The organism is Aureimonas sp. N4, from assembly GCF_001463925.1.
Taxonomy (GTDB): domain Bacteria; phylum Pseudomonadota; class Alphaproteobacteria; order Rhizobiales; family Rhizobiaceae; genus Aureimonas; species Aureimonas ureilytica_A.
Genome location: NZ_BBWS01000023.1, coordinates 46,187 through 62,522 on the forward strand (window position 1 = coordinate 46,187; position 16,336 = coordinate 62,522).

The following is a 16,336-nucleotide window of genomic DNA, read 5'->3' on the forward strand; positions in this document are numbered from 1 at the left end:
AACTCGCGGACGGAGGCGGGAAGCGGGACGGACCCAAATTGTTGACACGCGATTTGGACAGAGTGGTGCGTCGGGGAGGCTGGGGGGTATCCCAGCCCGCAGGTCAAACGTGTGCCGCCAACAGATTGACGGCATCCAGCATGGACGCCATGATTCTCTCGCCTCTATGGACCCCCGCCGAGCGCCTGGCAGCGCGATGACGCGGGGGTATCCATTTCAGGCTGTCGCCGGTGCTCGCGGGCGTCAAGCGCGGATGTGGTGGCGCTCGTCACGTCGATCACGTCCGCGCCGGGGTCGCGACAATGCGAACGATCCGGGCAACTCGCGGTAGGGGCCACCGTGCCAGGATGGCGGCTCCACCTGACAGGAGCCTCCATGCGCCTTGCCGCCGTTCTTCCCCTCGTCGCCCTTCTCGCGTTGTCGTCCACCGCGGCCGTCGCCGGCCCCGACATCGATCACGCCACGAAGGTAGGGGCTGCGCGCGGCGTCGAGCGCTTCGGGGACATATACCGTGAGGGTGGGATCAGCGCGGCCGCGGATGCCGTCCGGGCCTGCTATCGGTCGCCCGAGGCCAAGCGCGGGGCCGAGGGACTGGCGGAGTGCGCCGCACTCGATGTCGCGGCATCGGTCGCCGACCTCCAAGCCAGGATGACGCTGCGCGTGCCCCCATACCCCTTCTTCGCGGGCGCCGCGATGGAGAGCCGGGTCTCCGCCGGGCTCAAGGCCGCCAAGCTGCCGAGGTCGGCCCGCGCAAGCCTAGACCGTGCCATCCTGGCGGCGATGGAAGGGCCGGAGGCGGGGTCGGCGGACGATGACTACATGGACGAGGAACCGCCCCGACCGGGCGCCCGGGCGGAAGACGTAACGGATTCATTCGTGACGAGCTTGGGTGGAAGAACGAACCCGCTTCCGCGGGAAGGGCGGCGGCTTCGTCGTCGGCGGACTGATACGAGCGCGCTGCGCTGATTGAGCGTTGCCCTGTGCGGGCGGACGATACCGGCTCCTTCACCTGGACGGAGCCTTCCCATGACGACCTTCATCATTCCCGCCGCCTCGGTCAGTCCCTTGCGTCAGCGCCTGATCGCCGACATGACGATGCGGCGCTTCTCGGCCGAGACGCAGCGCAACTACCTGCGCGACGTCGGACGTCTCGCCTCGTTCCTCGGGCGCTCGCCCGACACCGCTACGCCTGAGGACCTGCGCCGCTTGCAGATCGCCCTCCAGGAGGCCGGTCTCGGCGTGCCGACGATGAACGCGGTCGTCTCGGCGCTGCGCTTCTTCTTCGTCCACACAATCGACCGGCCCGATCTCGCCCGCAAGCTGGTTCGGCTGCGCTATCCCCGCAGCCTGCCCGATGTCCTGAGCCCGGACGAGGTCCGCCGGCTGCTGGGCGCCACCGTGTGCCTGAAGCATCTGGCGGCGCTCTCGGTCGCCTACGGGGCGGGCCTGCGCGCCGCGGAGGTCGCGAGCCTGAAGGTCGGCGACATCGACTCCACCCGCATGCTCCTGCGCGTCGAACGTGGCAAGGGCGGGCGCGACCGCAACGCCATGCTCTCCGCCGATCTTCTCGCCCTCCTGCGCGAGTGGTGGGTCGAGGGACACCGGCAGGGCGTTCTTCATCGCGAGGGCTGGCTGTTCCCCGGGCAGAGCTGGGATCGACCGATCTCCACCCGCCAGATCCACCGCGTCGTGGCCGAGGCGGCTCGGGCCGCCGAGATCTCCAAGCGCGTCGGGCCGCACACGCTGCGCCATTCCTTCGCCACGCACCTCCTGGAGGACGGCGTCGACATCCGCGTCATCCAGGTCCTGCTCGGCCACGCCAAGCTCGACACCACCGCGCTCTACGCCAAGGTCGCCCTGCGCACGGTGCGGGCCGTCGTCAGCCCGCTCGACCGGCTGGCCCTGGTTCCCCGAGAGGAGGCTTCGCCCGGCTGAGCCGATGGGCGCCTCGATCGAGGTCGCCGACATCCTGCGCGTCGCCGGGCCTGCGTTCCGGGTGAGCCGCGCCGGGCACATAAGTCTGGCGGAGCTGAAGGTCATGGCGGCGATCGAGCATTGTCGCACCGCCGCACTCGGCGGCCATGTCGAGGGCTGCGACGACTGCGGCCATCTGCGGATCGCCTACAACTCCTGCCGCAACCGGCACTGTCCGCGGTGCCAGGGCGCGGCGGCGCGCGACTGGCTGGCCGAGCGACAGGCCGACCTCCTGCCGGTCGGATACTTCCACGTCGTCTTCACCCTGCCCGCCGAGATCGGGGCTGTGGCTTTCCAGAACAAAGCCGCCGTCTACGACCTCCTGTTCCGCGCCTCGACACAGGCGATGACGACGATCGCAGCCGATCCGAAGCACCTCGGCGCCCGCATCGGCCTCACCGCCGTGCTCCACACCTGGGGCTCGGCGATGACCCATCATCCGCACATCCACATGATCGTGCCCGGCGGCGGCCTGTCGCCGGACGGGACGGGCTGGATCGCCTCGCGTCCCGCATTCCTCCTGCCGGTGCGCGTGCTCGGGGCCCTGTTCCGACGGCTGTTCCTCGAAGGGCTCGCCGCCCTCCACAAGACGGCCAAGCTCGCCTTCCACGGCGCGCTCGCCCATCTCACAGACCCACGCGCCTTCGCCCGCCATCTCGCCCCGGTGCGTCGCAAACGCTGGGTCGTCTACGCCAAGCCGCCCTTCGCGGGGCCAGAGGCCGTCCTGGCCTACCTGTCGCGCTACACTCACCGCGTCGCCATCTCGTCCCGGCGCATCACCGCGTTCGACGGCCGCACCGTCACCTTCCGCGTCAAGGACTACCGCCAGGACGGCGCCGCCCGCCACCGCACCCTGACGCTGGAGGCGGGCGAGTTCATCCGCCGCTTCCTCCTCCACGTCCTGCCCCGCCGCTTCCATCGCATCCGGCACTACGGCTTCCTGACCGGGCCGAACCGCGAGGCCGGCCTCGATCGCATCCGCCAGCTTCTCGGCGCACCGCCTGCGCCCGATCCTACCACCGCAGCGCCGGACACGCCCGAGCCGCCCGAAATCCGGCCGCCTTGCCCGTGCTGCGGCGGAGCGATGCGCGTCGTCGGTACCCTCCTGCGATGGCGCCAGCCGCGAGGACCGCCGCCGCACCCGCCACCGCGCCGGGAGGGATCGCCATGACCCGGCATGGCATGACATCCGCATCCGCCGAGAGCCGCATGCTCCCGGGGAGGTTCGCGTACGGCCATCGTGTCGGCACGAGCTGCCGCCGGCCCGTGGTCGCAGGGTCAAAGGCCCGGTCGTCGGTGGCGGCGGCCGCCTCACGGGTCAACCTCGACCCACAAGTCGCCCCGCTCCCGGATTGCAGCTCCACGCCCCGGAACGCCCGTCAGCCCAAAATCCCATAGCGCACCGAACGGCATCCCGCGGGTTCGTTCTTCCGCGACTTTCGTACGCCTCGCGGCGCCCGAAACTCTTCAGGAAACCAGTCAGTCCGCTTCCGGATCAAAAGGACGCTGAAGCGGACATTATCTGACAACCGGGAGCCAAGCCCATAAAGCTACGAGCGTCGCCAGCAGCACGGGCGGGGTCAGAACAAGGCCGACCCGCATGTACGCGCCCCAGGTGATCCGCTGCCCCTTGCCCGCGAGGACGTGGAGCCACAGGAGGGTCGCGAGTGAGCCGATCGGCGTGAACTTCGGTCCGAGGTCGTTCCCGACGACGTTGGCGTAGACCATGAGCTCGCGGGTCAGGGGTGCCATGTCCGCCCGGTCGATAGCGAGCGCCCCGACGAGGGTCGCGGGCATGTTGTTCATGACGGAGGCGAGCGCCGCCACGACGAACCCCGTCCCGACGGTGGCGACGAACGTGCCTTGGGTCGCGAGCCAGCGCAGGACCCCCGCCGCGATGTCGGTCAGGCCAGCGTTCCCGAGGCCGTAGACGACGAGGTACATGCCGATCGAGAACAGGACGATCTGCCAAGGCGCGCCGCGCAGGACCTTCGGCAGGTCGATCACCGCACCGCGTCCGCCGGAGAACCACCGTCCCGCGAACGCCACGAGGACGAGGGAAGCGGCGCCGGTGACGAACGCGATCGGCACGCCGAGCGGCCCCGTCACGAAGTAGGCGACGAGCAGGAGCCCGAGGAGCGGGAACGCGGTGCGGAACACGGCCGGATCGCGGATCGCGCTGCCGGGCGCTTCAAGCCGGCGCATGTCGTAGGTTGCCGGGATGCCCTTCCGGAAGTACGCCCACAGAACGAGGAGCGTCGCCGCCAGCGAGACGAGGTTCACCGGCACCATGACCGCGGCGTAGCGGCCGAAGGACACGTCGAAGAAGTTCGCGGTGACGATGTTGACGAGGTTCGACACCACGAGTGGCAGGCTGGTCGTGTCGGCGACGAACCCGCAGGCGACGACGAAGGCGAGCGCCCCGGCGGGCGGGAAGTCGAGGCGCAGGAGGATGGCGAGCACGATCGGGGTGAGGAGCAGCGCGGCCCCGTCGTTCGCGAAGACGGCGGCGATGGCGGCGCCCAGAAGGACGACGAGCGGGAACAGCTGCCGCCCGTTGCCCCCGCCCCAACGGGCGACGTGGAGCGCGGCCCAGGCGAAGAACCCGGCCTCGTCGAGGACGAGCGAGATGACGATCAGCGCGACGAAAGTGAACGTCGCGTCCCACACGATCTCCCAGACCGTCCCGACATCGCCCCAGCCGACGACGCCGGTCGCCAGCGCGACCGCGGCGCCGGCGAGCGCCGACCATCCGATGCCGAGCCCCCGGGGCTGCCAGATGACGAGGACGAGGGTGGCGACGAAGATCGCGAGGGCGAGCATGGACGGTCCGGGGGAGAGAGGATCAGAGGGTGCGCTGGTTCACGCGCTCGGACAGCTTCTCCGCGCTCTCGACGCGCTCGGAGTAGCGATCCGTCAGGTAGTCCGAGCGACCGCGCACGAGGTGGGTGAACTTCACCAGTTCCTCGCAGACGTCGACGACGCGCTGGTAGAGGGCGGACGGCTTCATGCGTCCCGCCTCGTCGAACTCAAGGAACGCCTTCGGGACCGACGATTGGTTCGGGATCGTCACCATGCGCATCCAGCGGCCGAGGATGCGCATCTGGTTCACGGCGTTGAAGGACTGCGAGCCGCCCGACACCTCCATGACGGCCAGCGTCTTGCCCTGCGTCGGACGCTTGGCGCCGAGGGCCAGCGGGATCCAGTCGATCTGCGCCTTCATGATCCCGGTCATGGCGCCGTGGCGCTCCGGGCTGACCCAGACCATGCCCTCGGACCAGTCGGCGAGGTCGCGCAGCTCCTTCACCTTCGGATGGTCGGGTTCCGCCCCGTCGGGGAGAGGAAGGCCGCCGGGGTCGAACGTGCGCACCTCGCAGCCGAACCAGCGAAGCAGGCGACCGGCCTCCTCGGATAGGAGGCGGGAGTAGGACCGCTCGCGGATCGAGCCGTAGAGGACGAGGATGCGCGGCGGGTGCGTCGGGGCGCCGGGGCCGGCGAGCGCGTCCACGTCGATCGAGCGAAGCTGGTCGAGGTCCGCGGAGGGCAGGTCGAGGGCGGCGGGGTCCGTCATCGTCCGGTCTCCTTCCGCCATAGGACGGCCGAGGCCGAACACAGGCCCATGGCCTGCCGAGTCGCCAGCACCGCGGCGGGAGCCTCCGTCCGTTCGACGCGGCGGAAGCCGAGCGCCGCGAGGAAGGCCCGTTCCCCTGTAGTGAAGGCGAACGCGTCGGCCGCGCCCTGGTCGCGGCCGCGCTCCGTCAGGTCCGCCGTGATCGCGCCGCCGACGCCGCGCCCGCGGTGCTCGGGGACAACGGCGATGGACCGCAGGAGGACGGCCGCGCCGAGGGGTTCGAAGCCGCCGATCCCGACGAACTCGCCGTCCTCGGTGGCGTAGCGCAGGAACACCCGGCCCGGCTCCGCCACGTCCTCAGTCGGCAGCCCCGCCGCGGACAGGAGGCCAACGAGGCCGGCCGGATCGTCGACGGCGGTCGCGACGAGCGTCGGGATCATGTCCGGGAGCCTCCGACGGTCTCCCCGTCCTCCTTGGTGAACGTGGCGACGGGGTTGGCGAGGAGCGGCAGCACCGTCTCCGACGGGCGGCAGAGCGCGGCACCCCTGTCCGTCACGACGATCGGGCGGTTGATCAGGATCGGGTGCGCCATCATGGCGTCGAGGAGTGCGTCGTCGGACAGCGTCTGGTCCCCAAGGCCGAGTTCGGCGTAGGGCGTGCCCTTCTCGCGCAGGAGGTCGCGCGGGCGGATGCCCATGGCGTGGATCAGTTCGACCAGCCGCTCGCGGCTCGGAGGAGCCTTCAGGTACTCGACGACCTCCGGCTCCTCGCCGGACTGGCGGATCATCTCCAGCGTGTTGCGGGACGTGCCGCAGGCGGGGTTGTGGTAGATCGTGACGGTCACGAGCAGGTCTCCGACGGGCAGGAGGGGGCGAGGAGGTCGGCTCCGAGGTTCCCGCAGATCTCCGGGTTCCCCGAACAGCAGTCCTCCGTCAGGAAGGCGAGGAGCTGGCGCATGTCGTCGTAGCTCGCCGCGTAGAGGACGCGCCGTCCGTCCCGCCACGAGCGCAGGAGCTTGGCGCGCTCCAGCGTCGCGAGGTGGAAGCTCATGCGCGTCGGCGGGATGGACAGCGCCTCGGCGATCTCCCCGGACGGCATGCCGTTCGGGCCGGCCCGGACGAGCATCCGGAAGGCCGCGAGGCGGTCGGCATGGGCAAGGGCGGACAGGGCGGCAACGGCTGAGTCGTCGTTCATCCCTGTGATTATGCAAATATCGTTGTAACGTTCAAGGCTGATTGCCAACGAGCGCATGGGCCCATTGGCTACGCAGCTCTCGGAGCACACTAGTCAATCCGATCAACCGCCGATCTCGATGACCTTCCCGTACTTTGGAATGTCATGAGCATCGTGCGTTACGAGAAGCGCGGGAATGCGGCGCGTCGCGACCTCGCGGAACACCAATTCGCGGATCTCCGGTCGCAAGGCGGCATCGAGACGTGAGAAGGGTTCGTCGAGCAGGAGCAGCCGCGGCTCGCTAAGGAGCGTCCGCGCCAGCGACACGCGAGCCGCCTGGCCGCCGGACAGGGTCATGGGCGAGCGGTCGAAGGTTCCGGCGAGCCCGAGCCCCTCTAGCATGTCCTCCGCCATCGCCTTGCGGAGGCCACGCCCGCGCCGGACGGCAGGGATCGCGAAGGTGAGGTTGCGGCCGACGCTCATGTGCGGGAACAGGAGGGCGTCCTGGAACATCAAGCCGACGCCGCGCTTCTCGGGCGCAAGCGCGAGAAGATCCCGGCCGCCGAGGATCGCCTTGCCGGAGGCTGTGAAGATCGGGTCCAGGAAGCCTGCCAGAAGCGCGAACAGGCTCGACTTGCCGGAGCCGGACGGGCCACGAATGGTCAGGACGCTCCCGGCCTCGATCGCCGCGTCGATGTCCAGCAAGAGCCGCCCGCGCAGCGAGATGCGGACCGCTTCAAGCTCGAGGTTCCCATCGCCCGCGGCCATCGTCACGTGGCCCGTCCCGGTTTCGTGGCGAAGACCATGGGGACGCTGCCGGCCAAGATGAACACGATCGTCGGCAGCAGCGTCTGGAGCAACGCATAGGTGCCGACGATGCGCGGGTTGCCGCCCGACGAGAGCGCCACGGCTTCCGTCGTGATCGTTGGGAAGCGTCCGGCGCCGATGAGGAGGGTGGGCAGGTACTGGCCGACCGAGACGGAGAAGCCGACGGCGAAGGCGGTGGCCAGCGCCGCGGCCAGCATCGGCAGCCGGACGCGCAGGAGCGAGCGTAGGCGCGACGTCCCGAGACCCGCCGCGACCCGTTCGTAGCGTGGATCGAGCGCATACCAGGGCGCCGCCAGCGCGAGCGTCACATAGGGCACGACGAAGACGAGATGCGTCGCGACGAGAAGCGAAAGGGACGCCTCGGCCCTCAGCGACAGGACGAGGATCTGAAGGCCGAACAGGAATGCGACCTGCGGCACGACGAGCGGCAGGTAGATCAGCCCGGCCATCACCCGGGGCAGTCGGATGTCGTCCCCGCGCTGGCTCCGGCGGTGGGATTCGAGAAGGGCGACGACGAGGACGAGCGCGATCAGGGCCGATGTCGCGGCGACGGCAAGAGTGGTGATCAACGGGCCCGACGCGCTGGACCAGGCCCGGAGCCAGGTCGTTCCCGACAGCTTGGCGGGAAGAAGGTCGGGGAACTGCCAGAGCCCGGCAGCAGACCAGAGCGCCAGAACGACGAGACCGGCGCCGACCGTCGACAAGGCAAGGCCGACGATGCCCGCGGCCGCGAACCGGACCGCTCCGTCCGCTTGTCCGCGCCGTCCCGAGTTCCCGAGGATCGCCATCGCCATTCCGGCCGCCCGCTCGACCGCGAGCCAGGCGGCCACCACGGCGAGGGTCACGCCGAGTTGCAGGATCGCACCTGCGGACGCGAGGAAACGGAAGGACAGGTCGGGATCCGACATCCAGCGAACGAGACGCACGGCGAGCGTCGGCGGGAGGGAGGGGCCGAGGATCAAGGCGACGTCGACGACCGAGGAACCGTATGCCGCGACCGCCAGGACGGGCAGTCGGATCTGACGGTAGACGCCCGGCCAGACGCAGGTGAGGAAGCCGGCGACACGCCCGTACCCCAGTGACCGAGCCACCATCATCCGGCGTTCGGGATCGACCTGCGGCAAGGCGGCGATGGCGACGAGGAGCAGGAAGGGCAGTTCCTTGGCGACAAGGCCGGACATGAGCGCTAGTCCCCAGGGATCGCCGACGATGAGAAGGTCCGGTGGGCGGTCGAGGCCGAACGGGCCGGCGACGGCCCGCATGAACAGTCCCGAGGGCGCGATCAGGAAGGCGAGGCCGAAGGCGGCTGCCGCGTGCGGCACGGAAAGCACCGGCGACAGGAGGCGCTGGACGAGGGCGAACGTCCGCGTGCCGGAGAAGGACGCAAGGAACAGCGCGGTCGCCCCGACCGACATGAGCGTGGTCGCCAGCCCGGTGGCGAAGGACAGGGTCACCGACGCCGCAAGAGCCGGCTCGGCGAACAGGGCGCGAAAGGGCGCCGTGGTCGCCGACGAGCCACCGAGCGCCGGAAGGAAGCCGAAGGCCGGCAGGAGAACGCCGAGCAGCCCTGCCACGACGGGTGCGGCGAGGAGTAGCGCGACGCCGATGGCGACGGGACCGGACCCCCGTCCGGCCGCCGTCCCGATCCCCGGGCCTGCGCTCGTCCTCGCCACCCGCATCATCGTCCCGTGCCGTAGCGCTTCATCCACTCGGCTTCGAGGCGGGTCATCCAACTGGGATGAGGCTCGGACAGGACCGGGCCGAGCTCGGACGCTTGCAACGTCGCCGGACCGAGGTCGAGCCCCTCGAATGCGGCGCGCTCGGGCTGCGGCAGCTTGGCCATGTCGAGTACGGTCGGATCGCCCCAATGGGACGGATCCTCCTTGCGGAGCTGCGCCTCCGGCGAGAGGAGGAAGTCGGCGACGACCTTCGCAGCCGCCTGCGAGCCCGAGTTGAAGGGGATCGCCACGTAGTGCGTGTTGCCGAGGGTCCCGCCGGGGAAGGTGAAGGAACGCACCGTGTCGGGCAACTCGCCCGCCGCTATCCCTGCCGAGGCCTCCCCGGGATTGAAGGCGAAGATGATGTCGAGTTCACCGTCGGCGAGAAGCTGTTTCATGGCCGGGTAGTTGGCTGGAAAGTCGCGCCCCCCGCGCCATAGGAGCGGGTTCAGCGCGTCGAGATAAGTCCAGAGGGGTGCCGTCACGCTGGCGAACGCCGCCTCGTCCACGGGGCGCTCGAGGAGGCTGCGGTCGGCGACCTGTTCCAGCAGCACCTGCTTGAGGAAAGACGATCCGACGAAGTCGGGCGGTGCCGGATAGGAGAAGCGCCCGGGATGGGCCTTGGCAAAAGTCATGAGGTCCGCGGCGGAGCGGGGCAGGTCCGCCTCGGCGGTGCGCGCGGAATCGTAGAAGAACACCAGCTTGGCGCGGCCCCAGGGAGACTCCTGTCCCTCGATCGGCAGCGTGAAGTCCGTCGTGGCCCCGGGGTTGCTGGTGTCGACGTAGCGCCAGTTCGGCAAGTCCGTTGCGAAGCCGTCCGCCAGCAGCCCTTGCTCCTTGAGGGACGCGAAGTTCTCTCCGTTGATCCACACGAGATCGACCGATCCGCCCTGAAGGCGCCCGGCCGCCTTCTCGGCGACGATCGCCGAGACCGCGGTCGCGGTGTCCTCGAGCTTCACGTGGTTCAGCGTGATGCCGAAGCGGTCCCTGACGACGCCGCCGGCCCAAGCGATGTAGTCGTTGATGTTGGGCGACCCGCCCCAGGCATGGAACTGGACGGACTGGCCCTTCGCCGCGGCAAGCGTCGCCTGCCATTCGGGCGACGCCGCCTCGACCGCATGCGCGGGCCCCGCCGGGAGCGCAGACGGTAGGAGCATGAGGGCCAGGGCGGCGGCAAGGGTCAGATGCTTCGCTCGTCTCATGGGCGGTTGCCTCCTCGTGATGAAGCGCGCGGCGGGATCGCGTAGCGCTCGACGAAACTGGTGTCGCTCCAGCGCTTCCAGTTAGCGACCCAGCGCCCGCTCGCCGCCAGTCCCCACTTGTCGGCGATCGCGCTCCCGTTCGCGAGCGAGATCAACGCCAGCCAGTGCCGTTGCGGCCGAAAGGCGCGCAGCGTCGCACCGGACAGCGCCTGCCGAAGGTTGTGGTGAAGGACGGGGCCGGCACGGACCGCGAAGACGCCCGACTTGGGGCGGGGATCGTAAAGGGATGCGACGTCGCCCGCGGCAAACACCGCGGGATGCGAGATCGAGCGGAGGTGGCGGTCGACGCGTACGAAGCCGCGTTCGTCGAGAGCGAGACCGCTGGACCGAAGCCAGGGCGGTGCCGCGCTCGAAGTCGTCCAGATCACTTCCTGGACGTCGAGTTGGCGTCCGTCGGAGGCCACGAGCACACCGTCGACGAACGCGACCGCGTCGAAGCCATCGACCGTGGCGATGTCCGCCTTGCGAAGCTCCTTCGCTACCAACCGACGTGCGAGTGCGCCGCGAGATGGCATGGGTTCGTTCGAACGCCCGACCAGCAGGATCTCGACGGGCTGGCGGTCCGGGCTGCGGGCGAAGCGTCGGCGGAGCGCGAACGCGATCTCCACGCCCGCCACCCCTTGACCCACGACAGCAAGGCGGACGGGTTGTTCGGCGCGTCGCACCAGTCGGTCGAGGTCGGGAAGCCGCTCCGCGAAGGAGGCGATCGGCTTCACGGCGATGCCTTCTTGGGCACCGCTCGGATGCGACGGTCGCGAACCGATGTCGAGTGAGAGCAGGTCGTAGGAAAGAACCGAGCCGTCGGCGAGGGCGACGCTCCGCCGTTCGGCGTCGATGGCTTTGGCCTCGCCCTGCCGAAAGGCGATGTCCGAGGCCGCACAGAGCGCCGGGAGATCGACATGGATGTCGTCGAAGCCGTAGTCCCCGGCGACGAAGCCGGGCAGCATGCCCGAATAGGGCGTGAGGCGCGCCGGGGAGACCAGCAGCGGCTCGCAGTTTCCGGCACGGGCGAGACCGAGGCGCCTGATCACCTCGACATGCGCATGACCGCCGCCGAGCAGCAGGAGACGCGGCGGAGCGCCCCGACCGCGCGGATGGGCTTCGCTCGGATGGCTCGCCGTCAAGCGGCAGCCGCGGGAGCGCTGGACGGCAGCACCACGATCGGCGTCCCGTTGGGGACGCGCTCGTAGAGGTCGGCGACGTCCTGGTTCAGGAGGCGGATGCATCCCGACGAGACCGCTCGGCCGATCGACCATTCCTGGTGCGTCCCATGCAGGCGGTAGAGCGTGTCGCGGCCGTCCTGGAAGATGTAGAGGGCGCGCGCGCTGAGGGGGTTCGTCAGGCCCGGATCCATTCCGCCGTTGGCGATGGAGTACGGCTCGAGTTCGGGCTGCCGGGCGACCATCTCGTCCGGCGGCGTCCAGCGGGGCCACTTGCGCTTGTACTGGACCTTGGCACGGCCGGACCAGGAAAAGCCCTCGCGACCGACGCCGATCCCGTAGCGCACCGCGGAGCCATCGGCCTGCGTGAAATAGAGGTACTTCGCGTCAGTATCGACCACCAGCGTCCCCGGGGGCTCGTTCGTTGTGTTTGGGACTTCGCTTCTCCAGAAACGCGGGTCCACCTTCGAGACGTCGACCGCCGGAACCGGGAACGCCTCGTCCGGCATGGCATCGTACATGAGGGGCCTCGGCGGCGGCGGGGGAGCCGCGGCCGGAATGGCCCGGGCCTGCTGGCGCGGCAGGGATGCGCACCCCGACAGAACGAGTCCGGCGAGGCCGAGAACGACATGCCGGCGAGATGGCGAGAAGTGGACGGTCGGACGTTCGGTCAAAGGGCATTTTCCGTATTCTGAACGGGGATCCGGCAACGACTGGGATGTGGCGCGTCGACGGGCGTCAGTTCCCGGCCTGCACCGAGCCGCGGACCGGGTAGTCGTTCTCGATGATGAACTTCAGGCCCCCGAGGAGATCGTCCAGCCGCGGCCGGGCGAAGGGGACGTTCTGTAGATGGAGCGCGTAAACGCGTCCGTCGGGATACAGGACGGCGATCCCGGCCTCGGCGAAGCGATCGGGCTCGGGATCCTTCGCCTTGGCGGAGATGAAGAGGCCCCAGGCGCGTGCGCTCTCCTCGGACAGCCCGTATCCGATCGGGAGCGCACCGACGTTCCACTCGGTCGCCTGTCGCTCGGCGCGCTCATGGGAGTCCATCGAGACCGCGCGGACCTCGACGCCGAGCTTGTGGAACGCCTCGAGCTTGCCGGACAGCTCTTCCAACTGGCTCTTGCAGATCGGGCAATGAACCCCGCGGTAGAAGAAGATGGCGGTGAAATTCTCGGGCTTGGCATCCGAGAGATCGAACGCCTCCCCTCCGAGCACGCGGAACCTGAGGGCGGGGGCGCTGTCGCCGGGAAGCGGGGTCGTGTGGTTCATGACGTTGTCCTTGGTTTTGGGATGTCCGTGCGGCGGTGCGGTGCGTCTCAGCCGCCGGCCGTCGGGTGCTCCGATCCGATCCCGTCGGGCGGAACCGGCGACAGCATCGCGATCTGTGTGTCCGCGAGCGCGCGGAGGTAGGCAGTGCCCGCGGCCGTGCGCGCCATCACGCGGATCGAGACGATCGTGCCGAGGATGGCCTTCGCGAAAGCCGCGGCATCCAGGCGATTCGAGATGGAGCCGTCGGCCTGACCGCGCAGGACGGCCCTGTGGAGAGCCTCCTCTACCTCGCGCAGGCCGGCCGCGACGTCGTCGCAGAGTTCGCGGTCATGCGCCGCCACCTCTGCCGCCGAGTTCACGAGGAGGCAGCCGTCCCGGCTTCGCGCCGAAGCTTCGACGACGGCGTCTAGGAAGGCGACGATCGCCTCCCGGGGGGCGGGGCTTGCGTCGAGCAGCGCGACACGCTTGCGGCTCGACCCGTCCAGATAGTGCTGGAGCGACCGCTTGAAGAGGGACCGCTTGTCGCCGAAGGCGTTGTAGAAACTTGCGGGGTTCATGCCCATGGCCCTTCCGAGGTCGCGCACGGACGATGCGGCATAGCCATGGGACCAGAACCGCTCCACCGCCCTGTCGAGTGCTTCGCTCTCTTCGAAGCTCCTGTTACGCCCCATCACGCAAAATCCCTGGTGGATCACGACGCCGACATGAGCCGGTCGACTGCTTGTTATTTTAGATCGACCGCTCCAAAATGGTAGCCCTGACTGTAGACGGAGGACTACACATGAGCGTCATGATCCTGAGGACCGCCGCGGCGGCGATCGTTCTTTCCGTTTCCGCGTTCGCGAGCGCCGCCGCGTCCGCTGCCGAGATCGCGCCCTTTGAGATGGTCGCCTTCGAGAAGGCCCAGACGGACGGAAAGCCGATCGTCGTCGACATCGCGGCGCCGTGGTGTCCGACCTGCGCCGCGCAGAAGCCGATCATCGAAAAGCTCGCGGCCGACCCCGCGCATGCCGACATGAAGATCTTCCACGTGTCGTTCGACGACCAGAAGGACGTCGTTCGGGCATTGAACGCCCGGATGCAGTCCACGTTGATCGCCTTCGACGGAGCCAAGGAAACCGGTCGCTCCGTCGGAGACACGAACCCGGCCTCCATCGCGGCCCTGTTCGCCTCCACGAAGGGAGAGTGAACGTGACCGCGCTGTTCGCACTGCTGGCGGGCGTGCTGTCGACGCTGTCGCCCTGCGTCCTGCCGCTTTTGCCCGTTGTGCTGGGCACCGCGGTCTCACAGCATCGCATGGGACCCGCGGCGCTGGCCGCGGGTCTTGCCATATCCTTCGTGGCGATCGGGTTGTTCGTCGCGCTCGTCGGCTTTTCGATCGGGCTCGACCTCGCCGTCTTCCGCACGATCGGGGGCTTCGTCCTTGTCGGCATCGGCGCGGTCCTGATGGTTCCGCGGCTTCAGACGAGGCTCGCAACGGCTGCGAGCCCGGTCGGGACGTGGGCCGAGCATCGGTTCGGCGGCTTCGAGGGAAGCGGGCTGGGTGGTCAGTTCCTCGTCGGCCTGCTCCTGGGGGCGGTCTGGAGTCCCTGCGTCGGGCCCACCCTCGGAGCGGCATCCATGATGGCCGCGAGCGGGGAAAACCTGGGGCAGGTCACGATGACCATGCTGGCGTTCGGCGTCGGTGCCGCCCTTCCGCTGCTGTTGCTCGGCACCCTGTCGCGTGAGGCACTCGTTCGCTGGCGCGGCCGCCTGCTCGGTGCCGGCCGGGGCGGCAAGATGGTCCTGGGCGCGGTCCTGGTGACCGTCGGCATCCTCGTCGTTTCGGGTCTGGACAAGAAGGCGGAGGCGGCGATCGTCGCCGCGTCTCCCGAGTGGCTAACCAACCTCACAACCCGTTTCTGACGTTGCGGGCGTGAAGGAGTCTGAGAGGAACGGCGGATGAGCGACGGAATGGACTGCGACATCTGCGTGGTCGGCGCCGGATCCGGCGGTCTCTCGGTGGCGGCCGGTGCGGCGCAACTCGGCTTGCGGACCGTCCTCGTCGAAGCCGGGCGAATGGGCGGGGACTGCCTGAACACGGGCTGCGTGCCCTCGAAGTCCCTGCTTGCGGTTGCCAAGCTGGTCCACGCCCACCGGACCCCCCATCTGGCGGCCGTCCCGTCGCATTCCTTCGACCCCGACCGTCAGGGGGTGGACGCGCATGTTCAAGGGGTGATCGCGACGATCGCTCCCCACGACTCCGTCGAGCGCTTCGAGGGCCTCGGCGTGCGCGTGATCCGCGGCCATGCAAGCTTCCTCGACGAGCGGACTCTGACCGTTGCCGGCGAGACGATCAGGGCCCGCGATTTCGTGCTGGCCGTGGGATCGCGTGCGGCCATCCCGTCCATTCCGGGGCTCGATCCCGCGCGCGTCCTGACGAACGAGAGCCTCTTCGACGTCGGGACGGTGCCCACCCATCTCGTCATCATCGGGGGCGGGCCGATCGGGATCGAGATGGCGCAGGCCCATCGGCGCCTCGGCTCGCGCGTCACCGTCGTCAGCCGAGGCACGATCCTTTCGAAGGACGATCCCGACCTCGTCGAGGTGGTGTGGCAGAGCCTCATCGCCGAGGGCGTCGACATTCTGGAACACGCCGAGGTCCGGTCCGTCCGGCACGGGGATGCGGGACACGTCGTGGAGGCCATTGTCGACGGAGCGACACGCCGTCTGGAGGGGTCCCACATCCTCGTCGCCACGGGCCGGGCCACGAACGTCGAGGGATTGGCTCTCGACCGGGCAAAGGTCGAGTGCGGGCGGCAGGGCATTCACGTGGACAAGCGGCTCCGGACCAGCAATCGACGCATCTATGCCGTCGGCGACTGTACCGGGGGACCGCAGTTCACCCACGTCGCCGGCTACCATGCCGGGATCGTCATCCGGAACCTGGCCTTCCAGCTCCCGGCCAAGGTGGACTACGGTGCCCTGCCTTGGGTGACGTACACGGATCCTGAACTCGCCCACGTCGGCATGACCCTCGCGACCGCCCGGGCGCGGCACGGCGACAGGGTCCGATGCCTCACCAAGTCTATGGGTAACCTCGACCGCGCTGTCACCGAGGGGCGCCGGGAGGGACTCCTGAAGGTCGTCGCCTTCCCGAACGGGCGCATCCTCGGCTGCTCCATCGTTGGTCCCGGCGCGGGTGAGCTGATCGGTCTCTGGGCCCTGGCCATCGCGAAGGGGTTGAAGCTCCGCGACGTCGCATCCCTCGTACTTCCCTATCCGACGTTCTCCGAGGTCTCCAAGCAGGCCGCGGGGGAATGGTACAGTCCCGCCCTCTTCAGCGATCGGACGCGTCGCCTCGTGTCCATCCTCCGCAAGCTCCCGCGTTGGTGAACG

General features: G+C 69.3%; 18 protein-coding genes. 6 read left to right on the forward strand and 12 right to left on the reverse strand.

Annotation, left to right across the window (positions count from 1 at the left end; genetic code table 11):
* Positions 1-375 precede the first annotated feature (375 nt).
* Genes AUL28_RS07555 through AUL28_RS07565 form a run of 3 tightly spaced genes read left to right on the forward strand, consistent with a single transcriptional unit; the run spans position 376 to position 3,145 of the window.
* Positions 376-966 carry a hypothetical protein gene (locus tag AUL28_RS07555; protein WP_062231375.1) on the forward strand — a complete coding sequence of 197 codons (591 nt, stop codon included), beginning with the start codon at positions 376-378 and terminating at the stop codon, positions 964-966.
* Between the two features lie 60 nt (positions 967-1,026).
* Positions 1,027-1,935, forward strand: coding sequence for a tyrosine-type recombinase/integrase (locus AUL28_RS07560; RefSeq protein ID WP_062231376.1), 909 nt, complete (start codon positions 1,027-1,029; stop codon positions 1,933-1,935).
* Positions 1,936-1,939: 4 nt separating this feature from the next.
* Entirely contained in the window at positions 1,940-3,145 is a 1,206-nt protein-coding gene (locus tag AUL28_RS07565; RefSeq protein ID WP_062231378.1) for an IS91 family transposase, read from the forward strand.
* Between the two features lie 347 nt (positions 3,146-3,492).
* Here the strand turns inward: AUL28_RS07565 and AUL28_RS07570 are convergent, their stop codons facing one another.
* From AUL28_RS07570 to AUL28_RS07625, 12 genes are all read right to left on the reverse strand, one after another.
* Positions 3,493-4,797 (reverse strand): arsenic transporter, encoded by a 1,305-nt coding sequence (locus AUL28_RS07570; protein WP_062231379.1) that lies wholly within the window; start codon positions 4,795-4,797, stop codon positions 3,493-3,495.
* 22 nt (positions 4,798-4,819) lie between these two features.
* Positions 4,820-5,545, reverse strand: coding sequence for an arsenical resistance protein ArsH (gene arsH / locus AUL28_RS07575; protein WP_062231381.1), 726 nt, complete (start codon positions 5,543-5,545; stop codon positions 4,820-4,822).
* Positions 5,542-5,985: a GNAT family N-acetyltransferase gene (locus AUL28_RS07580; protein ID WP_062224371.1), complete on the reverse strand. Its 444-nt coding sequence runs from the start codon at positions 5,983-5,985 to the stop codon at positions 5,542-5,544. The genes arsH and AUL28_RS07580 overlap by 4 nt, the downstream gene beginning before the upstream one ends.
* Entirely contained in the window at positions 5,982-6,389 is a 408-nt protein-coding gene (gene arsC / locus AUL28_RS07585) for an arsenate reductase (glutaredoxin) (protein WP_062224369.1), read from the reverse strand. The genes AUL28_RS07580 and arsC overlap by 4 nt, the downstream gene beginning before the upstream one ends.
* Positions 6,386-6,739 carry an ArsR/SmtB family transcription factor gene (locus tag AUL28_RS07590; protein WP_062224383.1) on the reverse strand — a complete coding sequence of 118 codons (354 nt, stop codon included), beginning with the start codon at positions 6,737-6,739 and terminating at the stop codon, positions 6,386-6,388. The genes arsC and AUL28_RS07590 overlap by 4 nt, the downstream gene beginning before the upstream one ends.
* Before the next feature lie 102 nt (positions 6,740-6,841).
* The gene (locus AUL28_RS07595; protein WP_062231383.1) at positions 6,842-7,486 is read right to left on the reverse strand and encodes an ATP-binding cassette domain-containing protein; all 645 of its coding nucleotides are present in this window, start codon (positions 7,484-7,486) and stop codon (positions 6,842-6,844) included.
* A 2-nt stretch (positions 7,487-7,488) separates the two neighbouring features.
* A complete protein-coding gene (locus AUL28_RS07600; protein WP_244493445.1) occupies positions 7,489-9,219 on the reverse strand; it encodes an ABC transporter permease in 1,731 nt (576 codons plus the stop codon).
* A 5-nt stretch (positions 9,220-9,224) separates the two neighbouring features.
* Positions 9,225-10,466 carry an ABC transporter substrate-binding protein gene (locus AUL28_RS07605; protein ID WP_062224365.1) on the reverse strand — a complete coding sequence of 414 codons (1,242 nt, stop codon included), beginning with the start codon at positions 10,464-10,466 and terminating at the stop codon, positions 9,225-9,227.
* Complete coding sequence (locus AUL28_RS07610; RefSeq protein WP_062224362.1) at positions 10,463-11,650, reverse strand: FAD-dependent oxidoreductase; 1,188 nt, start codon at positions 11,648-11,650, stop codon at positions 10,463-10,465. Before AUL28_RS07610 ends, AUL28_RS07605 begins: the two co-directional genes overlap by 4 nt.
* A complete protein-coding gene (locus AUL28_RS07615) occupies positions 11,647-12,360 on the reverse strand; it encodes a L,D-transpeptidase (RefSeq protein WP_058636116.1) in 714 nt (237 codons plus the stop codon). Before AUL28_RS07615 ends, AUL28_RS07610 begins: the two co-directional genes overlap by 4 nt.
* A gap of 64 nt (positions 12,361-12,424) precedes the next feature.
* On the reverse strand, positions 12,425-12,958 hold the full coding sequence (locus tag AUL28_RS07620; protein WP_062231384.1) for a redoxin domain-containing protein: 534 nt from the start codon (positions 12,956-12,958) through the stop codon (positions 12,425-12,427).
* A 47-nt stretch (positions 12,959-13,005) separates the two neighbouring features.
* A complete protein-coding gene (locus AUL28_RS07625; RefSeq protein WP_082640332.1) occupies positions 13,006-13,629 on the reverse strand; it encodes a TetR/AcrR family transcriptional regulator in 624 nt (207 codons plus the stop codon).
* Positions 13,630-13,739: 110 nt separating this feature from the next.
* Here AUL28_RS07625 and AUL28_RS07630 point away from each other — a divergent pair, with 110 nt between their 5' ends.
* Genes AUL28_RS07630 through AUL28_RS07640 form a run of 3 tightly spaced genes read left to right on the forward strand, consistent with a single transcriptional unit; the run spans position 13,740 to position 16,333 of the window.
* Positions 13,740-14,147, forward strand: coding sequence for a thioredoxin family protein (locus tag AUL28_RS07630; RefSeq protein ID WP_062231386.1), 408 nt, complete (start codon positions 13,740-13,742; stop codon positions 14,145-14,147).
* The gene (locus AUL28_RS07635; RefSeq protein WP_058602555.1) at positions 14,144-14,863 is read left to right on the forward strand and encodes a cytochrome c biogenesis CcdA family protein; all 720 of its coding nucleotides are present in this window, start codon (positions 14,144-14,146) and stop codon (positions 14,861-14,863) included. The genes AUL28_RS07630 and AUL28_RS07635 overlap by 4 nt, the downstream gene beginning before the upstream one ends.
* A gap of 48 nt (positions 14,864-14,911) precedes the next feature.
* Complete coding sequence (locus AUL28_RS07640; RefSeq protein WP_244493446.1) at positions 14,912-16,333, forward strand: dihydrolipoyl dehydrogenase family protein; 1,422 nt, start codon at positions 14,912-14,914, stop codon at positions 16,331-16,333.
* Positions 16,334-16,336 lie beyond the last annotated feature (3 nt).